Source organism: Nocardia sp. alder85J, assembly GCF_020176955.2.
In the GTDB taxonomy this organism is placed as follows: Bacteria; Actinomycetota; Actinomycetes; order Mycobacteriales; family Mycobacteriaceae; genus Nocardia.
On record NZ_JAIUCZ020000007.1, the window covers coordinates 244,815 to 257,345 of the forward strand.

Here is a 12,531-nt window from a genome sequence, read left to right on the forward strand (position 1 = left end):
CAGCGGAGAGATACATGCCTCGGCCTCCGTTGGGGTGACGGTCGGCGGTGATCATTCGGCCCATTCAGAATACTCGCCGGAACCGACCGGCGGGCCTGGATCGGCGACCGGTACGCCGCTCAATTCGGCCAGGACCGTGGGCAATTCGGCGGCGAACCCGGCGGCGTCGAGCAGGTCCGGATCGACGGACAGACCGAGGCCGAGGCGGCCGTTCCAGCTCGGCGCACCCACCACCAGCGGCACTGCGGGGGTGGGCGGCAGGATCGGGAACACCTGGGACACCTGCGCATTCGCCAGGGTCAGCGGCCGGTCGGGGCCGGCCATGTCGGAGACGACGGCATGGAAGAAGCGGCCGCCGTACACGGTCGCGGCGAACCAGCCCGCGATCGGCTCCGCCAGCAGCCGCAATCCGGTGGCGGCGGGCGCGCCAGCCCGGCCCCGGACGCGACCCACTGCCCACCATTCCGTGATGACACAGATCCGCCCGAGCCTGCCGGACCGCCTCAGAGTGCGTGCTCGTCCAGCCAGGCGCGGGCGAGAGTGGCGGCGGAGGCGTGGTCGTCGCGGATGCGGTGGACCATATCGATCAGGTCGGCGGTGGTCAGTTCGCCCGCGACGTAGTTGAGTTTCTTGATCTGGGTCGGGGTGAGGGCGCCGGTGCGGAACAGCGGCAGCACGTTGCGGGCGCGGAAGGCGTAGCGGGGGTCGGCGACGCTGGTCAGGCCGTCGGCGCCGCCGGGCAGCAGGGCGGCGGGTGCGGTGAGAACCCCCAGCTGGATCTGGCCGTCCTGCAAGGCTTTCCGCAACTCGGTGTCGGAGGGGTAGACGGTGGCGTGGGAGATGTCGCAGCCGTACACCGTGCGCAGCGGGTCGATCACGTCGCGCTGCGGGTCGGGGACGGGGCGCAGCGGATCCAGTTCGGCGCCGGTGGCGATGCCCGCTGTCAGCTCGGCGCAGTGCGGGGCCAGATCGGGCAGCGCACCCGGATTGCCGTCGGCCGTCCGGGTCACCACGGCCGGGCGCAGATCGGTGCCGTCCGCGATGTCGGAGATCGACAACCCTTGCGGCAGTGCCCGGCTGAGTGCGTCGGCCACATCGGGGGCTTCGGTGGTGCCGGGGCCGTGCTCAGCGGGTGCGGGCGTGCCCTGCCCCGCGGGCACCGGCGCCTGCTGCCCGCTCGGTCCGGCAGGCGCGGGCGCACCCTCGGTGGGCACCACAGGCGCGGGCCGGGGCGCGGTGGCCGTGCTCGTGCCGGGGGCGGTCGCGGCGGCCGTCCGATCCGGCAGGCGGGCCGGTGAGTTCGGGTCGAAGGTGGTCAGCAGGTCGCCGCTGTCCTCGCCGACCAGCACGACGGTGTCGGCGTCGAGTGCGGCCAGGTAGTCCGGCCGCTGTCCCAGGTGCGCCACCACTGCCGTCCGGGCGCCGGTGCGGGCCAGGGCGCCGGCGTAGATCTCCGCGATCAGATCAGCCTGATCGGAATTGCCCGCGCCCACCCGCAAGACCGGGCCGGAGTCGTGGTGGCCGCAGGAAACCAGCAGCGTGGCGGCCACCGCGGCGACCAGCACACGTGCCGCCACTCGTACCGACCGGGGCGATCCCATCCGGCGACACCCCACTCCCGTTGCGTGGAAAGTCCAACACTTGGCAGGCAGTATGTACAGCCGGGAGGCTGCGCCTGCGCAGGAATCGTAGTCGGCGCGCGCCTGGCCCTCTCGCAGTGCCCGGGACATCGGAAGGATTTACCGTGAACGCCTCGATCATCTCCGCCGCGCGGCGGCGTGGACACCGTCCCGCCCTCGCCGTCGTGCGCATCCTGGCCGCCGCCGTCGCGCTGGCCGCGGCCATGGCGCTGTCGGCCTGTGGCGGCAACTCCGATCCGTTGTCCTCCGGTGGGGGCGGCTGCGACAGCGACGCCAACAAGCTGACCATCGGCTCGGCCAACTTCCCGGAATCCGAGACCGTGGCCGATGTGTACGCCGAGGCGTTGCGCGCCAACGGGTTCAGCGTCGACACCAAACTGAACATCGGCAGCCGTGAGGCATACATCCCGGCGCTGCGGCAGTGCTCGATCGGGGTGATCCCCGACTACACCGGCAATCTGCTGCAATACCTGGACAAGTCGGCCACCGCGTCCGCCGCCGACGACGTGAACACCGCCCTCACCAAGGCGCTCGGCACCGATCTGGCCGCCGGTACACCCGCCCCCGGTGAGGATTCCGACGCCGTGGTGGTCACCCACGCCACCGCCGACAAGTGGAACCTGCACAGCATCGCGGATCTGGCCCCGCACTCGGCGGAGGTGAGTTTCGGTGCGCCGGCCGAGTTCTCGGAGCGGCCCGGCGGTCTGCCCGGCCTGAAGAAGACCTACGACCTGACCATCGCCGCGGACAAGTTCGTGCCGATCGCCGACGGCGGCGGCCCGGCGACCGTGCGCGCGCTCACCTCCGGGCAGGTCACCGCCGCCGACATCTTCACCACCTCACCCGCCGTCAAACAGAACGATCTGGTGGTGCTGGCCGATCCGAAGCACAACTTCGCCGCCCAGAACGTGGTCCCGGTCTTCAACGCCAAGAAGAAGTCCGACAAGGCGCTGAAGGTGCTGAACGCGGTCTCGGCGAAACTCACCACCGCCGAACTGATCTCGCTGAACGAGGCGGTCTCCGGCAGCAGCAAGACCGAACCCGCCGCCGCGGCGAAGGCGTGGGTGGCCGCGCAGGGGCTGAACAAGCCGGTCGGCTGACACGATGACCGACATCGAATTCACCGGCGTCACCAAGACCTATCCGGACGGCACCACCGCGGTCACCGATCTGAGCCTGCGGATCGAATCCGGGTCGTTCACGGTGTTCGTCGGGCCGTCCGGCTGCGGGAAGACGACGTCGATGCGGATGATCAACCGGATGATCACCCCCACCTCGGGCGCCATCACCGTGGACGGCGCGGACATCTCCCGCGTCGACCCGGTCCGGCTGCGGCTCGGCATCGGGTACGTCATCCAGAGCGGCGGGCTGCTGCCGCACCGCACCGTGCTCGACAATGTCGCCACGGTGCCGGTGCTGCGCGGCGAGAGCCGGCGGTCGGCCCGCCGGGCCGCGCTGGAGGTGCTCGACCGGGTCGGGCTGGATCGCGGCCTGGCGCAACGGTATCCGGCACAGTTGTCCGGCGGGCAGCAGCAACGGGTCGGGGTGGCCCGCGCACTGGCCGCCGATCCGCCGATCCTGTTGATGGACGAACCCTTCAGCGCCGTCGATCCGGTGGTGCGGGAGGAGTTGCAGGCCGAGATGCAGCGCCTGCAAGCCGAATTGCGCAAGACGATCGTGTTCGTCACCCACGACATCGACGAGGCGGTCAAACTCGGCGACCGGGTGGCGGTCTTCGCCCGCGGCGGGACGCTGCAACAGTACGATCCGCCGCAGCGGGTGCTGGCCCAGCCGGCCACCGATTTCGTCGCCGATTTCGTCGGCCGCGATCGCGGATACCGGGGGCTGTCGTTCCGGACCGCCGACGAACTCGCGTTGCACGAGATCCGCACCGCCACTGCCGAAGAGGTGCCGCAGTTGCACCTGTCCACCGGCGAGTGGGTGCTGGTCACCGACGGCGACCGGCGGCCGCAGGGCTGGGTGGACGTCACCGGGGTCGAGGCCGTCCGCGCCGGACGGACCCTGGCCGAGAGCATGTCGGCCGGCGGCTCGCTGTTCCGGCCCGGCGCCGATCTGCGCCAGGCCCTCGACGCGGCGATCTCGTCCCCCTCGGGAATCGGTGTGGCCGTGAATGATTCGGGTTCGGTGCGCGGCGGCGTGGATGCCACCGAGGCGGTCGCCCTGCTGGCGCGGCAACGCGCCGCCGAGGATGCCGAACGCAATCGGCACTTCACCGGCGAGCAGGCGTCGTGACGGGCGGCAGGGCGCGATGAGATATCTGCTCCACAACTTCTCGGAGATCATGGGTTTCACCCGCACCCACGTGTATCTCGCACTGCTGCCGCTGCTCATCGCGCTGGTGGTGGCGATTCCGGTGGGCGCGTTGGTCCGCCGGGTGTCCTGGCTGCGCCGGGTGACCACCACGGTGGCCGGCATCGCGTACACGATCCCCTCGCTGGCGCTGTTCGTGATCATCCCGCCGATCGTGGGGATCGCGACCATCGACCCGCTGAACGTCGTGATCGCGCTGACGGTGTACTCGGTGGCGCTGCTGGTGATCGCGGTGCCGACCGCCCTGGACGCGGTGCCCGCCGCCGTACTGGACGCCGCCCGGGCCATCGGCTACCCGGCGCTGCGCCGCACCCTGGTGGTCGAATTCCCGTTGGCGATACCGATTTTCGTGGCGAATCTGCGGGTGGTGGCGGTCACCAACATCTCGATGGTCACCGTCGGCGCGCTGATCGGCGTCGGCGGGCTGGGCAAGCTGTTCACCCAGGGCTACCAGCGGGACTATCCCGACGAGATCGTCGCCGGCATCATCGTGGTGCTGGTGCTGGCGCTGATCGTGGACCGGGCGCTGTTCCTGCTCGGCCGCGCGGCCACCCCGTGGCTGCGCGCCCGCGGCCCGAAAGGGGCAGGGGCATGAACCTTTTCACCGGCGCCTGGCACTATCTGACCACGGCCGCGAACTGGGGCGGCGCCACCGGCATCGGCCACCGCCTCGGCGAACACCTCTGGTACAGCTTCCTCACCGTCGTCGTCTCGGTGCTGATCGCGGTGCCGATCGGCCTGGTGATCGGGCACACCCGCCGCGGCGCCGCGGCGATCGTGGGCGTCGCCAACGCCATGCGGGCCCTGCCCACCCTGGGCCTGCTCACCTTCGTGGTGCTGCTGCTCGGCCTGGGTCTGATCCCGCCGCTGATCGCGCTGCTCACCGTCGGTATCCCACCCCTGCTGGCCGGGGCGTACGCCGGGGTGGCGAACGTCGATCCCGACGTGGTCGACGCGTCACGTGCGATGGGGATGACCGAGACCCAGGTGCTGCTGCGCGTCGAGGTGCCCAATGCGCTGCCGGTGCTGCTGACCGGATTGCGTTCCGCCACATTGCAGGTGGTCGCGACCGCCACCATCGCCGCGTACGTGAACCTGGGCGGCCTGGGTCGCTACATCTTCGACGGGATCGGCCTCTACGACTACACCCGGGTGCTGGTCGGCGCGATCCTGGTGGCCGTGCTGGCGTTGCTGCTGGACGGGGTCCTGGCCTTGGTGGTGTGGGTCAGCGCACCGGGCGCCGGCCGGCTCAGCGTGCCAGTCCGGCGCGATGGGCGTACGCGATAGCCTGGCCGCGATCGCGCACGCCCAGCTTCGCGAACAGCGAATTGATATGGCTCTTCACGGTACTCACGCCGATGAACAGTTCCTTGGCGATCTCGGTGTTGCTGCGGCCGGTGGCCATCAGGCGCAGCACGTCGAGTTCGCGGTCGGTGAGATCGGCGTCCGGGGCGGGCGCGGCGACGGCGAGCCCCGAGATGAGACGAGCGCCGACGTCCGCGGCCAGAGTGGTGTGGCCGCTGGCCACCGAGCGGATCGCGGCGGCGATCTCGGCGCGACCGGCGTCCTTGGTGAGATAGCCCCGGGCGCCCGCGCGCAACGCACCGGCGATCGAGGCGTCGTCGGCGTAGGTGGTGAGCACCAGCACCGCCGTGCCCGGATGCGACGCGGTGATGGCGGCGGTCGCGGCGACACCGTCGGTGCCGGGCATCCGCAGATCCATCAGCACCACGCGCGGGGTCAGGCGCCGCACCAGGTCGACCGCTTCGGCGCCGTCGCGGGCCTCGCCGACCACCGTCACGTCGGGCAGCAGTGACAGCACGGTGGTGAGGCCGTCGCGCACCGTCGTCTGATCGTCGGCGACCACCACGGTGATGGTATCGGGCCCGGTCGTGTTGCGCCCGTTCGCATCCGGACCGCTCGTGCCGGGTTCGGTCCTGCCGGGTTCGGAATCCACCGCTGCTCCTTCGCCTCGATCCACTGTGCCACTCCCCCGGCCCGCCTAGGACCCGGCGACCGGGCGGCCCGGTGCCGGAACCCGGATGCGGACGGTCCAATGGCCGTCGACGCGACCGGCGGTGACGCTGCCGCCGAGGGCCGCGATGCGTTCGGTCATGCCGAGCAGGCCCGCCCCCGAACCGGTCCGCGCCAGCGCCGCCACCCGGCTGCCCAGCGCATTCGACACCACCGCCGTCAGCCCCTGGGGCCCGGTCCGGAGGTCGATCGAAACCGGTTGTCCCGGAGCATGTTTGCGGGCGTTGGTGAGCGCCTCCTGGATCGCGCGGGACAGGGCCACCGCGGTCTGTTCGTCCAGTCCGCGCAGATCGGCGTCGATGCGGACCTCGACCCGGCCGCCGCTGCCGCGGTGATCGTCGGCGAGACGCTGGAGTTCGGCGCCGAGGTCGACCTCCTCCGCACGCAGCGCGCCCACCACCCGCCGCGCGTCCGCGAGTCCCGACACCGCCAGCCGGTGCGAGGCCTTGACCCGCTCGGCGGCGCGGTCCACCTCACCGGCCTCCAGCAGCGCGTCGGCGGCGTCCAGTTGCAGCACCAGCCCGCCGAGGGTGTGGGCGAGCACGTCGTGCATGTCGCGCGCGATCCGGCCGCGCTCGGTCAGCGCGGCGGCCCGGTCGCGCTCGGCGCGGATGACCCGATTCTGTTCCACCAGGAGCCGGTTCTGTTCGGCGGCGATCCGGGACTGCCGCCGCGTCCAGCCCATCAGCCCCATCACCAGCGCCCCCGACACCACCGCCAGCAGCGAACTCGGCGCGTCACCGGCCACCCACTGCGACACGCTCGCACCGAAGATGGCCAGGGCCGCGATCACCGCGCCCACCGCCACCGGCTCGTCGAGCAGCGCGAACCCCGCGAACACCGCCGCCAGCGCCGTGATCGCCGACCCCGCCGAGAAGGAGCAGGTCAGCCCGCCGCCGATCGCCATCGCGACCAGGCACAGCACGGTCGGCCAGCGGGGCCGTTCCGGGACGACGATCCAGACCACCCAGCCGATCCAGGACGCCACCGCGGCGACGGCCCACCAGCCGTGGTGGAGCAGGGTGTTGCCGCCCGCGGACACTACAGCGACGAGCCCGACCAGGCGCAACAGCCTGGACGGGAGCGTCGCCAGCGGGGATACGGTCATCGCCGCTCAGTATCCATTGCCCGGCCCGCCGGAGAATCCACTGCCCGGCCCGCCGGTATATCCATTGCCCGGCATCGGCGCCCCCACCGACCGCCGCACATCCGCGCGCCGGACCAGGACGAGGGTGCGCCCGACCCGGTTGAGCGCCACCATCAGCAGGATCACGCCGGTCGAGGTGACGATCTTCGCGCCGAGCGCGCTCGCCCCCGCGTCGACCCCCACCCGCACCACGATCAGCACCAGCCACAGCAGCGACCCGGCCCATCCGGTGCGGGCCTCCCAGCGGCCCTCGGCGACGCGTAGCTGCGACAGCTGTCCCATCAGCGCGCCGACCCCGAGGCTCAGCAGGCCGGTACCCACCAGCAGCGCCACCGCCACCCCGTCGAGGCTGCGGGCATCGGCCGGGGCGGACCGCAGCGAGACCAGGCCGATCACCGCGAGGATGACCGGCATCCGCCAGATGCGGGCCGGATCGAGCACCTGCCACCGGGTCTGCCGGTAGACGATCCAGCCGAGCACCGCGACCACGAGAACAATTTCCGAAAGCTGCGCCGAACTCATGCCTCAACGGTCGCGCGCGGCGCCGCCGCGACCCACCACCCGCGGGTGGAGTACGGGTGGATCTTCCCCGGTGTCCGGGTGGGGCTCAGTGCGGCGCCGCGTGCACCGAGTCCACGGCGCCGTCGAGTCCGGCGATGAGATATCCGCTGACGTTGTAGGAGTCCGTCTCGTAGATCACCACGCGGCTGCCCATCATCCCGTCCACGATGAAGTAGGTGGACTTGGGCTGTGGCACCGCCACCGTCTGCGGGGCCGAGGCCAGCAGATCCATCACCTTGCCCACATCGACCCGGCTCAGATCGACCGTTCCGGTGCCCGGCTGCCGCGGCGTCGGCGTGCCCTTGTCGAAACCGCCCTTGTAGTAATAGTTCATCGCGTGCGCGGGCTCGCCGGGCACGCCCCGCGTCACCACCGCGTAGTCCGGGTAGACGGTCGCATCGTCCACGACGGTGTCGCCGAACTTGCGGGACACCGCCGCGACGAGCGCCGAAAACCCTGCGGCGGTGTGCAACGCCCTGGGCGCGGCGGCCGTCGGGCTCGGCGCGGTGGTCGCCCACCCGTTGCCCGCATCCCCGCCCCCGGCCGTCACCGTATCCCGCGACCCGGGCCGGGTCGCCACCCCGAGCCCGTACCCCACCGCCGCACTCACCCCGATGATCGCGGCCGTCACGACCGCCCGCCGGCTCCGCACCGGCCCCGAACCATACTGTCCCAGTACGGCTCCCGGCGGCGGCGAGCGCAGATCGTTGGTCAGCGAACGCAATTCACCGATGGTCGTGGCCGACATCGCCGCGTCGACCCGCGTCCGATGTTCCTCCCCGTCGAGCCGACCGGCGGCATACGCGCTGTTCAGTAGCATGCACGCATAAGCGATGTCCTTGGCCGGCGGCGCCTGGTCGAGCATGTGCGCAGTGTACGGCCGCAACACAGCCCACGCGCAGCAAACATCCGCTCGGCGCGGGCGTCACGCCGCTCAGCGGTGACAGGCGGCCCGGTAGTCGATGATCGGCTGCCGCGCCGCGCGGAACTCCCGCGCCTGCTGCGGATTCGCCTGCCGGTAGGCCTGCCACTCCGCCCGCCGCTGCTCCTTCGGCAACCCCTTCACCTTCGTCACCTCGGCGGCCACGTCCGGATGCCCCGCCAGGTACGCCTCCACCTGCCCGCGCGCCACGGTCCGGGCCTGCGCCCGCGCCTGCGGATTGCATTGCGGCCCATCGGCTCCGGCGATCCCCGGCACCGCGACCACCACGGCCGCCAACCCGGCGACCCCGGCGAGCAGCCCTGCGGCAATTCGTTTCACATCCACTCCTTCGATTCGATACCTGCCCCACCGAATCTCCCCACCCCACCTGAACCTGCGCTGAAGATCGCCCCCTCCCGCACCGACCTTCAGCCGATCTTCAGCCCGTCACCCGCCTCGCTCACCGCCCCCGAGACGGGCCCCGTGTTCAGGTGGAGGGTGAACAGGGCGCCGGAGCTGGTGGGTTCGCAGGTGAGGTCGCCGTCGTGGGCTCGGGCTATGCCGCGGGCTATGGCGAGGCCCAGGCCGGAGCCCTGGGGGCGGCGGTCGCGGGCGGGGTCGAGGCGGACCAGGCGGTCGAAGATGCGGTCGCGGTCGGCGGTCGGGATGCCGGGGCCGTTGTCGGCAACGGTGATCTCGGCGGTGGTGGGGGTGGCGGTGAGCGCGACGGTGACGGCGGCCGGGGGTTCGGGGGTGAGGGCCTGACAGGCATTGCCGAGGAGGTTGGTCAGGATCTGGCCGATGCGGTCCGGGTCGACGGTGGCGACGAGGTGGGGGCCCGTCAGCTGGAAGTCGATGCCGGGGTGCAGCATTCGGGTGCGGTCGACGTGGGTGGCGGCCAGGTCGTAGAGGTCCACGGGGGTGCGGTGCAGGTGCAGGCCGGCGTCGATGCGGGCCATGTCGAGCAGGTCCTCGACCAGGCGACCGGCGCGTTGCGCCTCGCGGGCCAGCAGCAGGTGCAGGCGCTGCTGGTCCTCGGGATCGGCGCCGGGAGGCTGGTGCAGGACCGCCTCGGCGATCGCGCGGATGCCCGCGACCGGGGTGCGCAGTTCGTGGGCGGCGTCGGCGAGGAAGGAGCGCAGGTGCTGTTCGGAGGCGCGGGCGCGGGCCTCGGCGCCTTCCAGCGCGTCCAGCATCTCGTCGAAAGCGGCTGCCGTGCGGCCCAATTCGGTGTCGGCGCGGTCGGGGGTGAGGCGGCGGCCGCGTTCGCCGCGGGCGATCTCGCGAGCCAGGCGGGTCATCGAGTCCAGCGGCGCCAGGGCGCGGCGCACGCCGAACCAGAGGCCGGCGGCGATGACGGCGATCGCGGCGGTGGTGGCGCCGGCCAGCACCCAGCCGAGCCGGGACTGTAGGCGGGTCAGCAGCGGGGTGTCCACCTGGAGGGTCAGGTGGGCGCGATTCAGCTCGCCGGGGCCGGTCAGCACGATGACGCGGGGGCGGGCGGCGCCGTCCTCCTCGTGCCGCGAGCCCAGGCTGCCGTAGACGCGGCCGTCGGCGAGGGTCAGCCGGGCCCGCACCGAACGGTTGTCCACCCGGGTGATCAGGACGGTGGGCGGAGTGTCGGCCTGGGCAAGTTGCCGGGCCAGCTGGGCACGGTCGGTGAGCACGGCGTTCTCGCTGCGGTTGATCACCACGCCGAACAGGCTGTGCACCAGCAACGCCACCGCCAGCAGGGCGATCCCGGAGACCGCCGCCGCGGTGAGCGTCACCCGCCGCCGCAGCGAGACCGTTCTCACCGGTCACCGGCCCGTAAGGTGTAGCCGAGGCCACGGACGGTGTGCAGCAGCCGCGGGCCGTGCCCCTCCAGCTTGCGCCGCAGCGCGCTGACGTACACCTCCACCAGATTCGGGTCGTAGTCCTCGTAACCCCAGACGGCCGTGAGGATCTGGGTCTTCGTCACCACCCGGTCGCGGTGGGTGGCGAGGTAGGCGAGCAGTTTGAATTCGGTGGCGGTGAGCGTCACCGGTGTGTCGCCACGGACCACCACCCCGGAGTCGACGTCGACCACCAGGTCGCCGACCACGAGGGTGGTCTGGAGGCGGCCCATCCGGCGCAGCAGCGCCTCGATGCGGGCGACGAGTTCGGTGAGGTCGAACGGCTTCACCACGTAGTCGTCGGATCCGGCGCGCAGGCCGCGCACCCGGTCCGCCACGCCGTCGCGGGCGGTCAGCATCACCACCCCCGCCTTGCATCGTGAGCGCACCGCCTCCAGCAGCGTGAACCCGTCCCGGCCGGGCAGCATCACGTCCAGGACCACGACATCCGGCCGGAACCGGGACAGATCGTGTTCCAGGCCGCCGCCGTCCGCGCGCGACATGACCTGGTGACCGGCGGCGGCCAGGGCGGACGTCACCGCCGCCCGGATGGCGTCGGCGTCCTCGATGACCAGAATGCGACCGGGCTGCACACCCGACATTGTGCCCCGCCACCCGCCACGGATCGCGGGGGTGCTGAGGATCGGCTGAACATCGGCCCGCCGGGCCGCCCGACGGCGGGCCGGGCCGTGATACTCGGGTCATGGGCAGGCAGTCGCCGCAATGGACATCCACGGCCCGGGTGCTGCGCCGGTCCGGTTTCGGCGCGACCGGGGCCGAGATCGAGGCCGTCACCGATCCCGTCGCCTATCTGCGCACGGCCCTCGCCGCCGATCCGGAGGCCGATCCCGGGGCGCGCGCGACGCCGATGCCGGCGCCGGTGGTCCCGGCCGCACCGGGCCGGACCGCGACGGCCGACGTGCGGCATCGCTACCAGGCCGAAGTGCAGTCCCAGCTGGACGATCTCACGATCTGGTGGCTGCGTCGCATGGCGGCCGTGCGGGTTCCGGTGCGGGAGAAGCTGACCCTGGTGTGGCACAACCACTTCGCCACCTCGGCGGTGAAGGTCCGCAACGCCGCCGCGCTGGCCGGGCAGAACCGCACGCTCCGTGCCCTGGGCACCGGCGATTTCGGCACGCTGGCCTACGCGATGCTGACCGATCCGGCCATGCTGCGCTGGCTCGACGGTCTCGCCGACACCGCGAAGGCCCCGAACGAGAACCTGTCCCGGGAATTCATGGAGCTGTTCGCGCTCGGCCACGGCAACGGCTACACCGAGGCCGACGTGCGCGCGGGCGCCCGCGCCCTGACCGGCTGGACGGTCCGCGACGGCACCGCCGTGCTGGATCCGGCGCGCCACGATCCGGGCCCGAAAACCCTGCTGGGCGTGACCGGTCCGCTCGGCGCGCGGGAGTTCTGCGATATCGTGCTGGCCCGCCCGGAGTCGGCGCGGTACGTGGCGGCCCGCACCTGGCAGCAGCTGGCCGCCGACGAACCGCCCGCGCCCGCGACCCTGGACCGGATCACCGCCGCCTACGGTCCCGGCCGCGACCTGGCGGCGCTGACGACCGCGATCCTCACCGACCCGGATTTCGTCTCGGCCCACGACACCGTCGTGCACGGCCCGGTGGAGTGGCTGATCGGCGCGATCCGCGCGCTGCGGGTGCCGCTGACCGCCGACGCCGATGCCCACCGGGTGGCCGGGGTGCTGCGCGGCCTCGGCCAACTGCCCTTCTACCCACCGGATGTCGGCGGCTGGCCGCGCGGGCAGAGCTGGATGTCCAGCGCCGCCGCGCAGATCCGGCTGGCCGCGGCCACCACCCTGCTGAAACAGGCCGACCTGTCCCCGATCTCAGCGGCCGGGAAGTCCGACCGGATCGACGCCACCGGGCACCTGCTCGGCATCGCCGACTGGTCCGACCGCAGCGCGAAGGTGCTCGCGACGGCCGTCGCCGATCCGGCCCGGCTCGCCGCCCTGGCGATCAGCACACCCGAATACCTCACCAGCTGAAGGCGGGACAC

The 12,531-nt window shown here is 72.1% G+C and carries 14 protein-coding genes; 5 read left to right on the forward strand and 9 right to left on the reverse strand.

What is annotated here, in order from left to right; genetic code table 11:
* Positions 1 to 51 precede the first annotated feature (51 nt).
* Together LBW94_RS26925 and LBW94_RS26930 are read right to left on the reverse strand one after the other, a co-directional pair.
* Positions 52 to 453 (reverse strand): WS/DGAT domain-containing protein, encoded by a 402-nt coding sequence (locus LBW94_RS26925; protein WP_225054804.1) that lies wholly within the window; start codon positions 451 to 453, stop codon positions 52 to 54.
* 50 nt (positions 454 to 503) lie between these two features.
* The gene (locus tag LBW94_RS26930) at positions 504 to 1,601 is read right to left on the reverse strand and encodes a glycine betaine ABC transporter substrate-binding protein (RefSeq protein ID WP_225054806.1); all 1,098 of its coding nucleotides are present in this window, start codon (positions 1,599 to 1,601) and stop codon (positions 504 to 506) included.
* Positions 1,602 to 1,843: 242 nt separating this feature from the next.
* Here LBW94_RS26930 and LBW94_RS26935 point away from each other — a divergent pair, with 242 nt between their 5' ends.
* The 4 genes from LBW94_RS26935 to LBW94_RS26950 are packed head-to-tail and all read left to right on the forward strand — an operon-like array spanning position 1,844 to position 5,258.
* Positions 1,844 to 2,740, forward strand: coding sequence for an ABC transporter substrate-binding protein (locus LBW94_RS26935; RefSeq protein ID WP_225055092.1), 897 nt, complete (start codon positions 1,844 to 1,846; stop codon positions 2,738 to 2,740).
* A 4-nt stretch (positions 2,741 to 2,744) separates the two neighbouring features.
* Positions 2,745 to 3,893: an ABC transporter ATP-binding protein gene (locus tag LBW94_RS26940; RefSeq protein ID WP_225054807.1), complete on the forward strand. Its 1,149-nt coding sequence runs from the start codon at positions 2,745 to 2,747 to the stop codon at positions 3,891 to 3,893.
* Between the two features lie 16 nt (positions 3,894 to 3,909).
* On the forward strand, positions 3,910 to 4,566 hold the full coding sequence (locus tag LBW94_RS26945; protein ID WP_225054809.1) for an ABC transporter permease: 657 nt from the start codon (positions 3,910 to 3,912) through the stop codon (positions 4,564 to 4,566).
* Entirely contained in the window at positions 4,563 to 5,258 is a 696-nt protein-coding gene (locus LBW94_RS26950) for an ABC transporter permease (RefSeq protein ID WP_225054811.1), read from the forward strand. The genes LBW94_RS26945 and LBW94_RS26950 overlap by 4 nt, the downstream gene beginning before the upstream one ends.
* Here LBW94_RS26950 and LBW94_RS26955 read toward each other — a convergent pair.
* The 7 genes from LBW94_RS26955 to LBW94_RS26985 form a co-directional block, all read right to left on the reverse strand.
* Complete coding sequence (locus LBW94_RS26955) at positions 5,221 to 5,847, reverse strand: response regulator transcription factor (protein ID WP_225055093.1); 627 nt, start codon at positions 5,845 to 5,847, stop codon at positions 5,221 to 5,223. The genes LBW94_RS26950 and LBW94_RS26955 overlap by 38 nt on opposite strands.
* A 126-nt stretch (positions 5,848 to 5,973) precedes the next feature.
* Entirely contained in the window at positions 5,974 to 7,113 is a 1,140-nt protein-coding gene (locus LBW94_RS26960) for a sensor histidine kinase (RefSeq protein WP_225054813.1), read from the reverse strand.
* Between the two features lie 6 nt (positions 7,114 to 7,119).
* Entirely contained in the window at positions 7,120 to 7,674 is a 555-nt protein-coding gene (locus tag LBW94_RS26965) for a hypothetical protein (RefSeq protein WP_225054815.1), read from the reverse strand.
* 85 nt (positions 7,675 to 7,759) lie between these two features.
* Entirely contained in the window at positions 7,760 to 8,578 is an 819-nt protein-coding gene (locus LBW94_RS26970; RefSeq protein WP_225054816.1) for a DUF1707 SHOCT-like domain-containing protein, read from the reverse strand.
* Positions 8,579 to 8,647: 69 nt separating this feature from the next.
* Complete coding sequence (locus tag LBW94_RS26975; protein ID WP_225054818.1) at positions 8,648 to 8,974, reverse strand: hemophore-related protein; 327 nt, start codon at positions 8,972 to 8,974, stop codon at positions 8,648 to 8,650.
* Between the two features lie 89 nt (positions 8,975 to 9,063).
* Complete coding sequence (locus LBW94_RS26980; protein WP_225054820.1) at positions 9,064 to 10,431, reverse strand: sensor histidine kinase; 1,368 nt, start codon at positions 10,429 to 10,431, stop codon at positions 9,064 to 9,066.
* Positions 10,428 to 11,111, reverse strand: coding sequence for a response regulator transcription factor (locus tag LBW94_RS26985; protein ID WP_225054821.1), 684 nt, complete (start codon positions 11,109 to 11,111; stop codon positions 10,428 to 10,430). Before LBW94_RS26985 ends, LBW94_RS26980 begins: the two co-directional genes overlap by 4 nt.
* A 101-nt stretch (positions 11,112 to 11,212) precedes the next feature.
* Here LBW94_RS26985 and LBW94_RS26990 point away from each other — a divergent pair, with 101 nt between their 5' ends.
* On the forward strand, positions 11,213 to 12,520 hold the full coding sequence (locus tag LBW94_RS26990; RefSeq protein WP_225054823.1) for a DUF1800 domain-containing protein: 1,308 nt from the start codon (positions 11,213 to 11,215) through the stop codon (positions 12,518 to 12,520).
* The last annotated feature ends 11 nt before the right edge of the window (positions 12,521 to 12,531 follow it).

What these genes read in the sequence shown, in the direction of transcription:
- LBW94_RS26930 (WP_225054806.1), bottom strand. Translation starts at nt 1,601, where the DNA reads ATGGGATCGCCCCGGTCGGTACGAGTGGCGGCACGTGTGCTGGTCGCC.
- LBW94_RS26935 (WP_225055092.1), top strand. Translation starts at nt 1,844, where the DNA reads ATGGCGCTGTCGGCCTGTGGCGGCAACTCCGATCCGTTGTCCTCCGGT.
- LBW94_RS26940 (WP_225054807.1), top strand. Translation starts at nt 2,745, where the DNA reads ATGACCGACATCGAATTCACCGGCGTCACCAAGACCTATCCGGACGGC.
- LBW94_RS26945 (WP_225054809.1), top strand. Translation starts at nt 3,910, where the DNA reads ATGAGATATCTGCTCCACAACTTCTCGGAGATCATGGGTTTCACCCGC.
- LBW94_RS26950 (WP_225054811.1), top strand. Translation starts at nt 4,563, where the DNA reads ATGAACCTTTTCACCGGCGCCTGGCACTATCTGACCACGGCCGCGAAC.
- LBW94_RS26960 (WP_225054813.1), bottom strand. Translation starts at nt 7,113, where the DNA reads ATGACCGTATCCCCGCTGGCGACGCTCCCGTCCAGGCTGTTGCGCCTG.
- LBW94_RS26965 (WP_225054815.1), bottom strand. Translation starts at nt 7,674, where the DNA reads ATGAGTTCGGCGCAGCTTTCGGAAATTGTTCTCGTGGTCGCGGTGCTC.
- LBW94_RS26970 (WP_225054816.1), bottom strand. Translation starts at nt 8,578, where the DNA reads ATGCTCGACCAGGCGCCGCCGGCCAAGGACATCGCTTATGCGTGCATG.
- LBW94_RS26985 (WP_225054821.1), bottom strand. Translation starts at nt 11,111, where the DNA reads ATGTCGGGTGTGCAGCCCGGTCGCATTCTGGTCATCGAGGACGCCGAC.
- LBW94_RS26990 (WP_225054823.1), top strand. Translation starts at nt 11,213, where the DNA reads ATGGGCAGGCAGTCGCCGCAATGGACATCCACGGCCCGGGTGCTGCGC.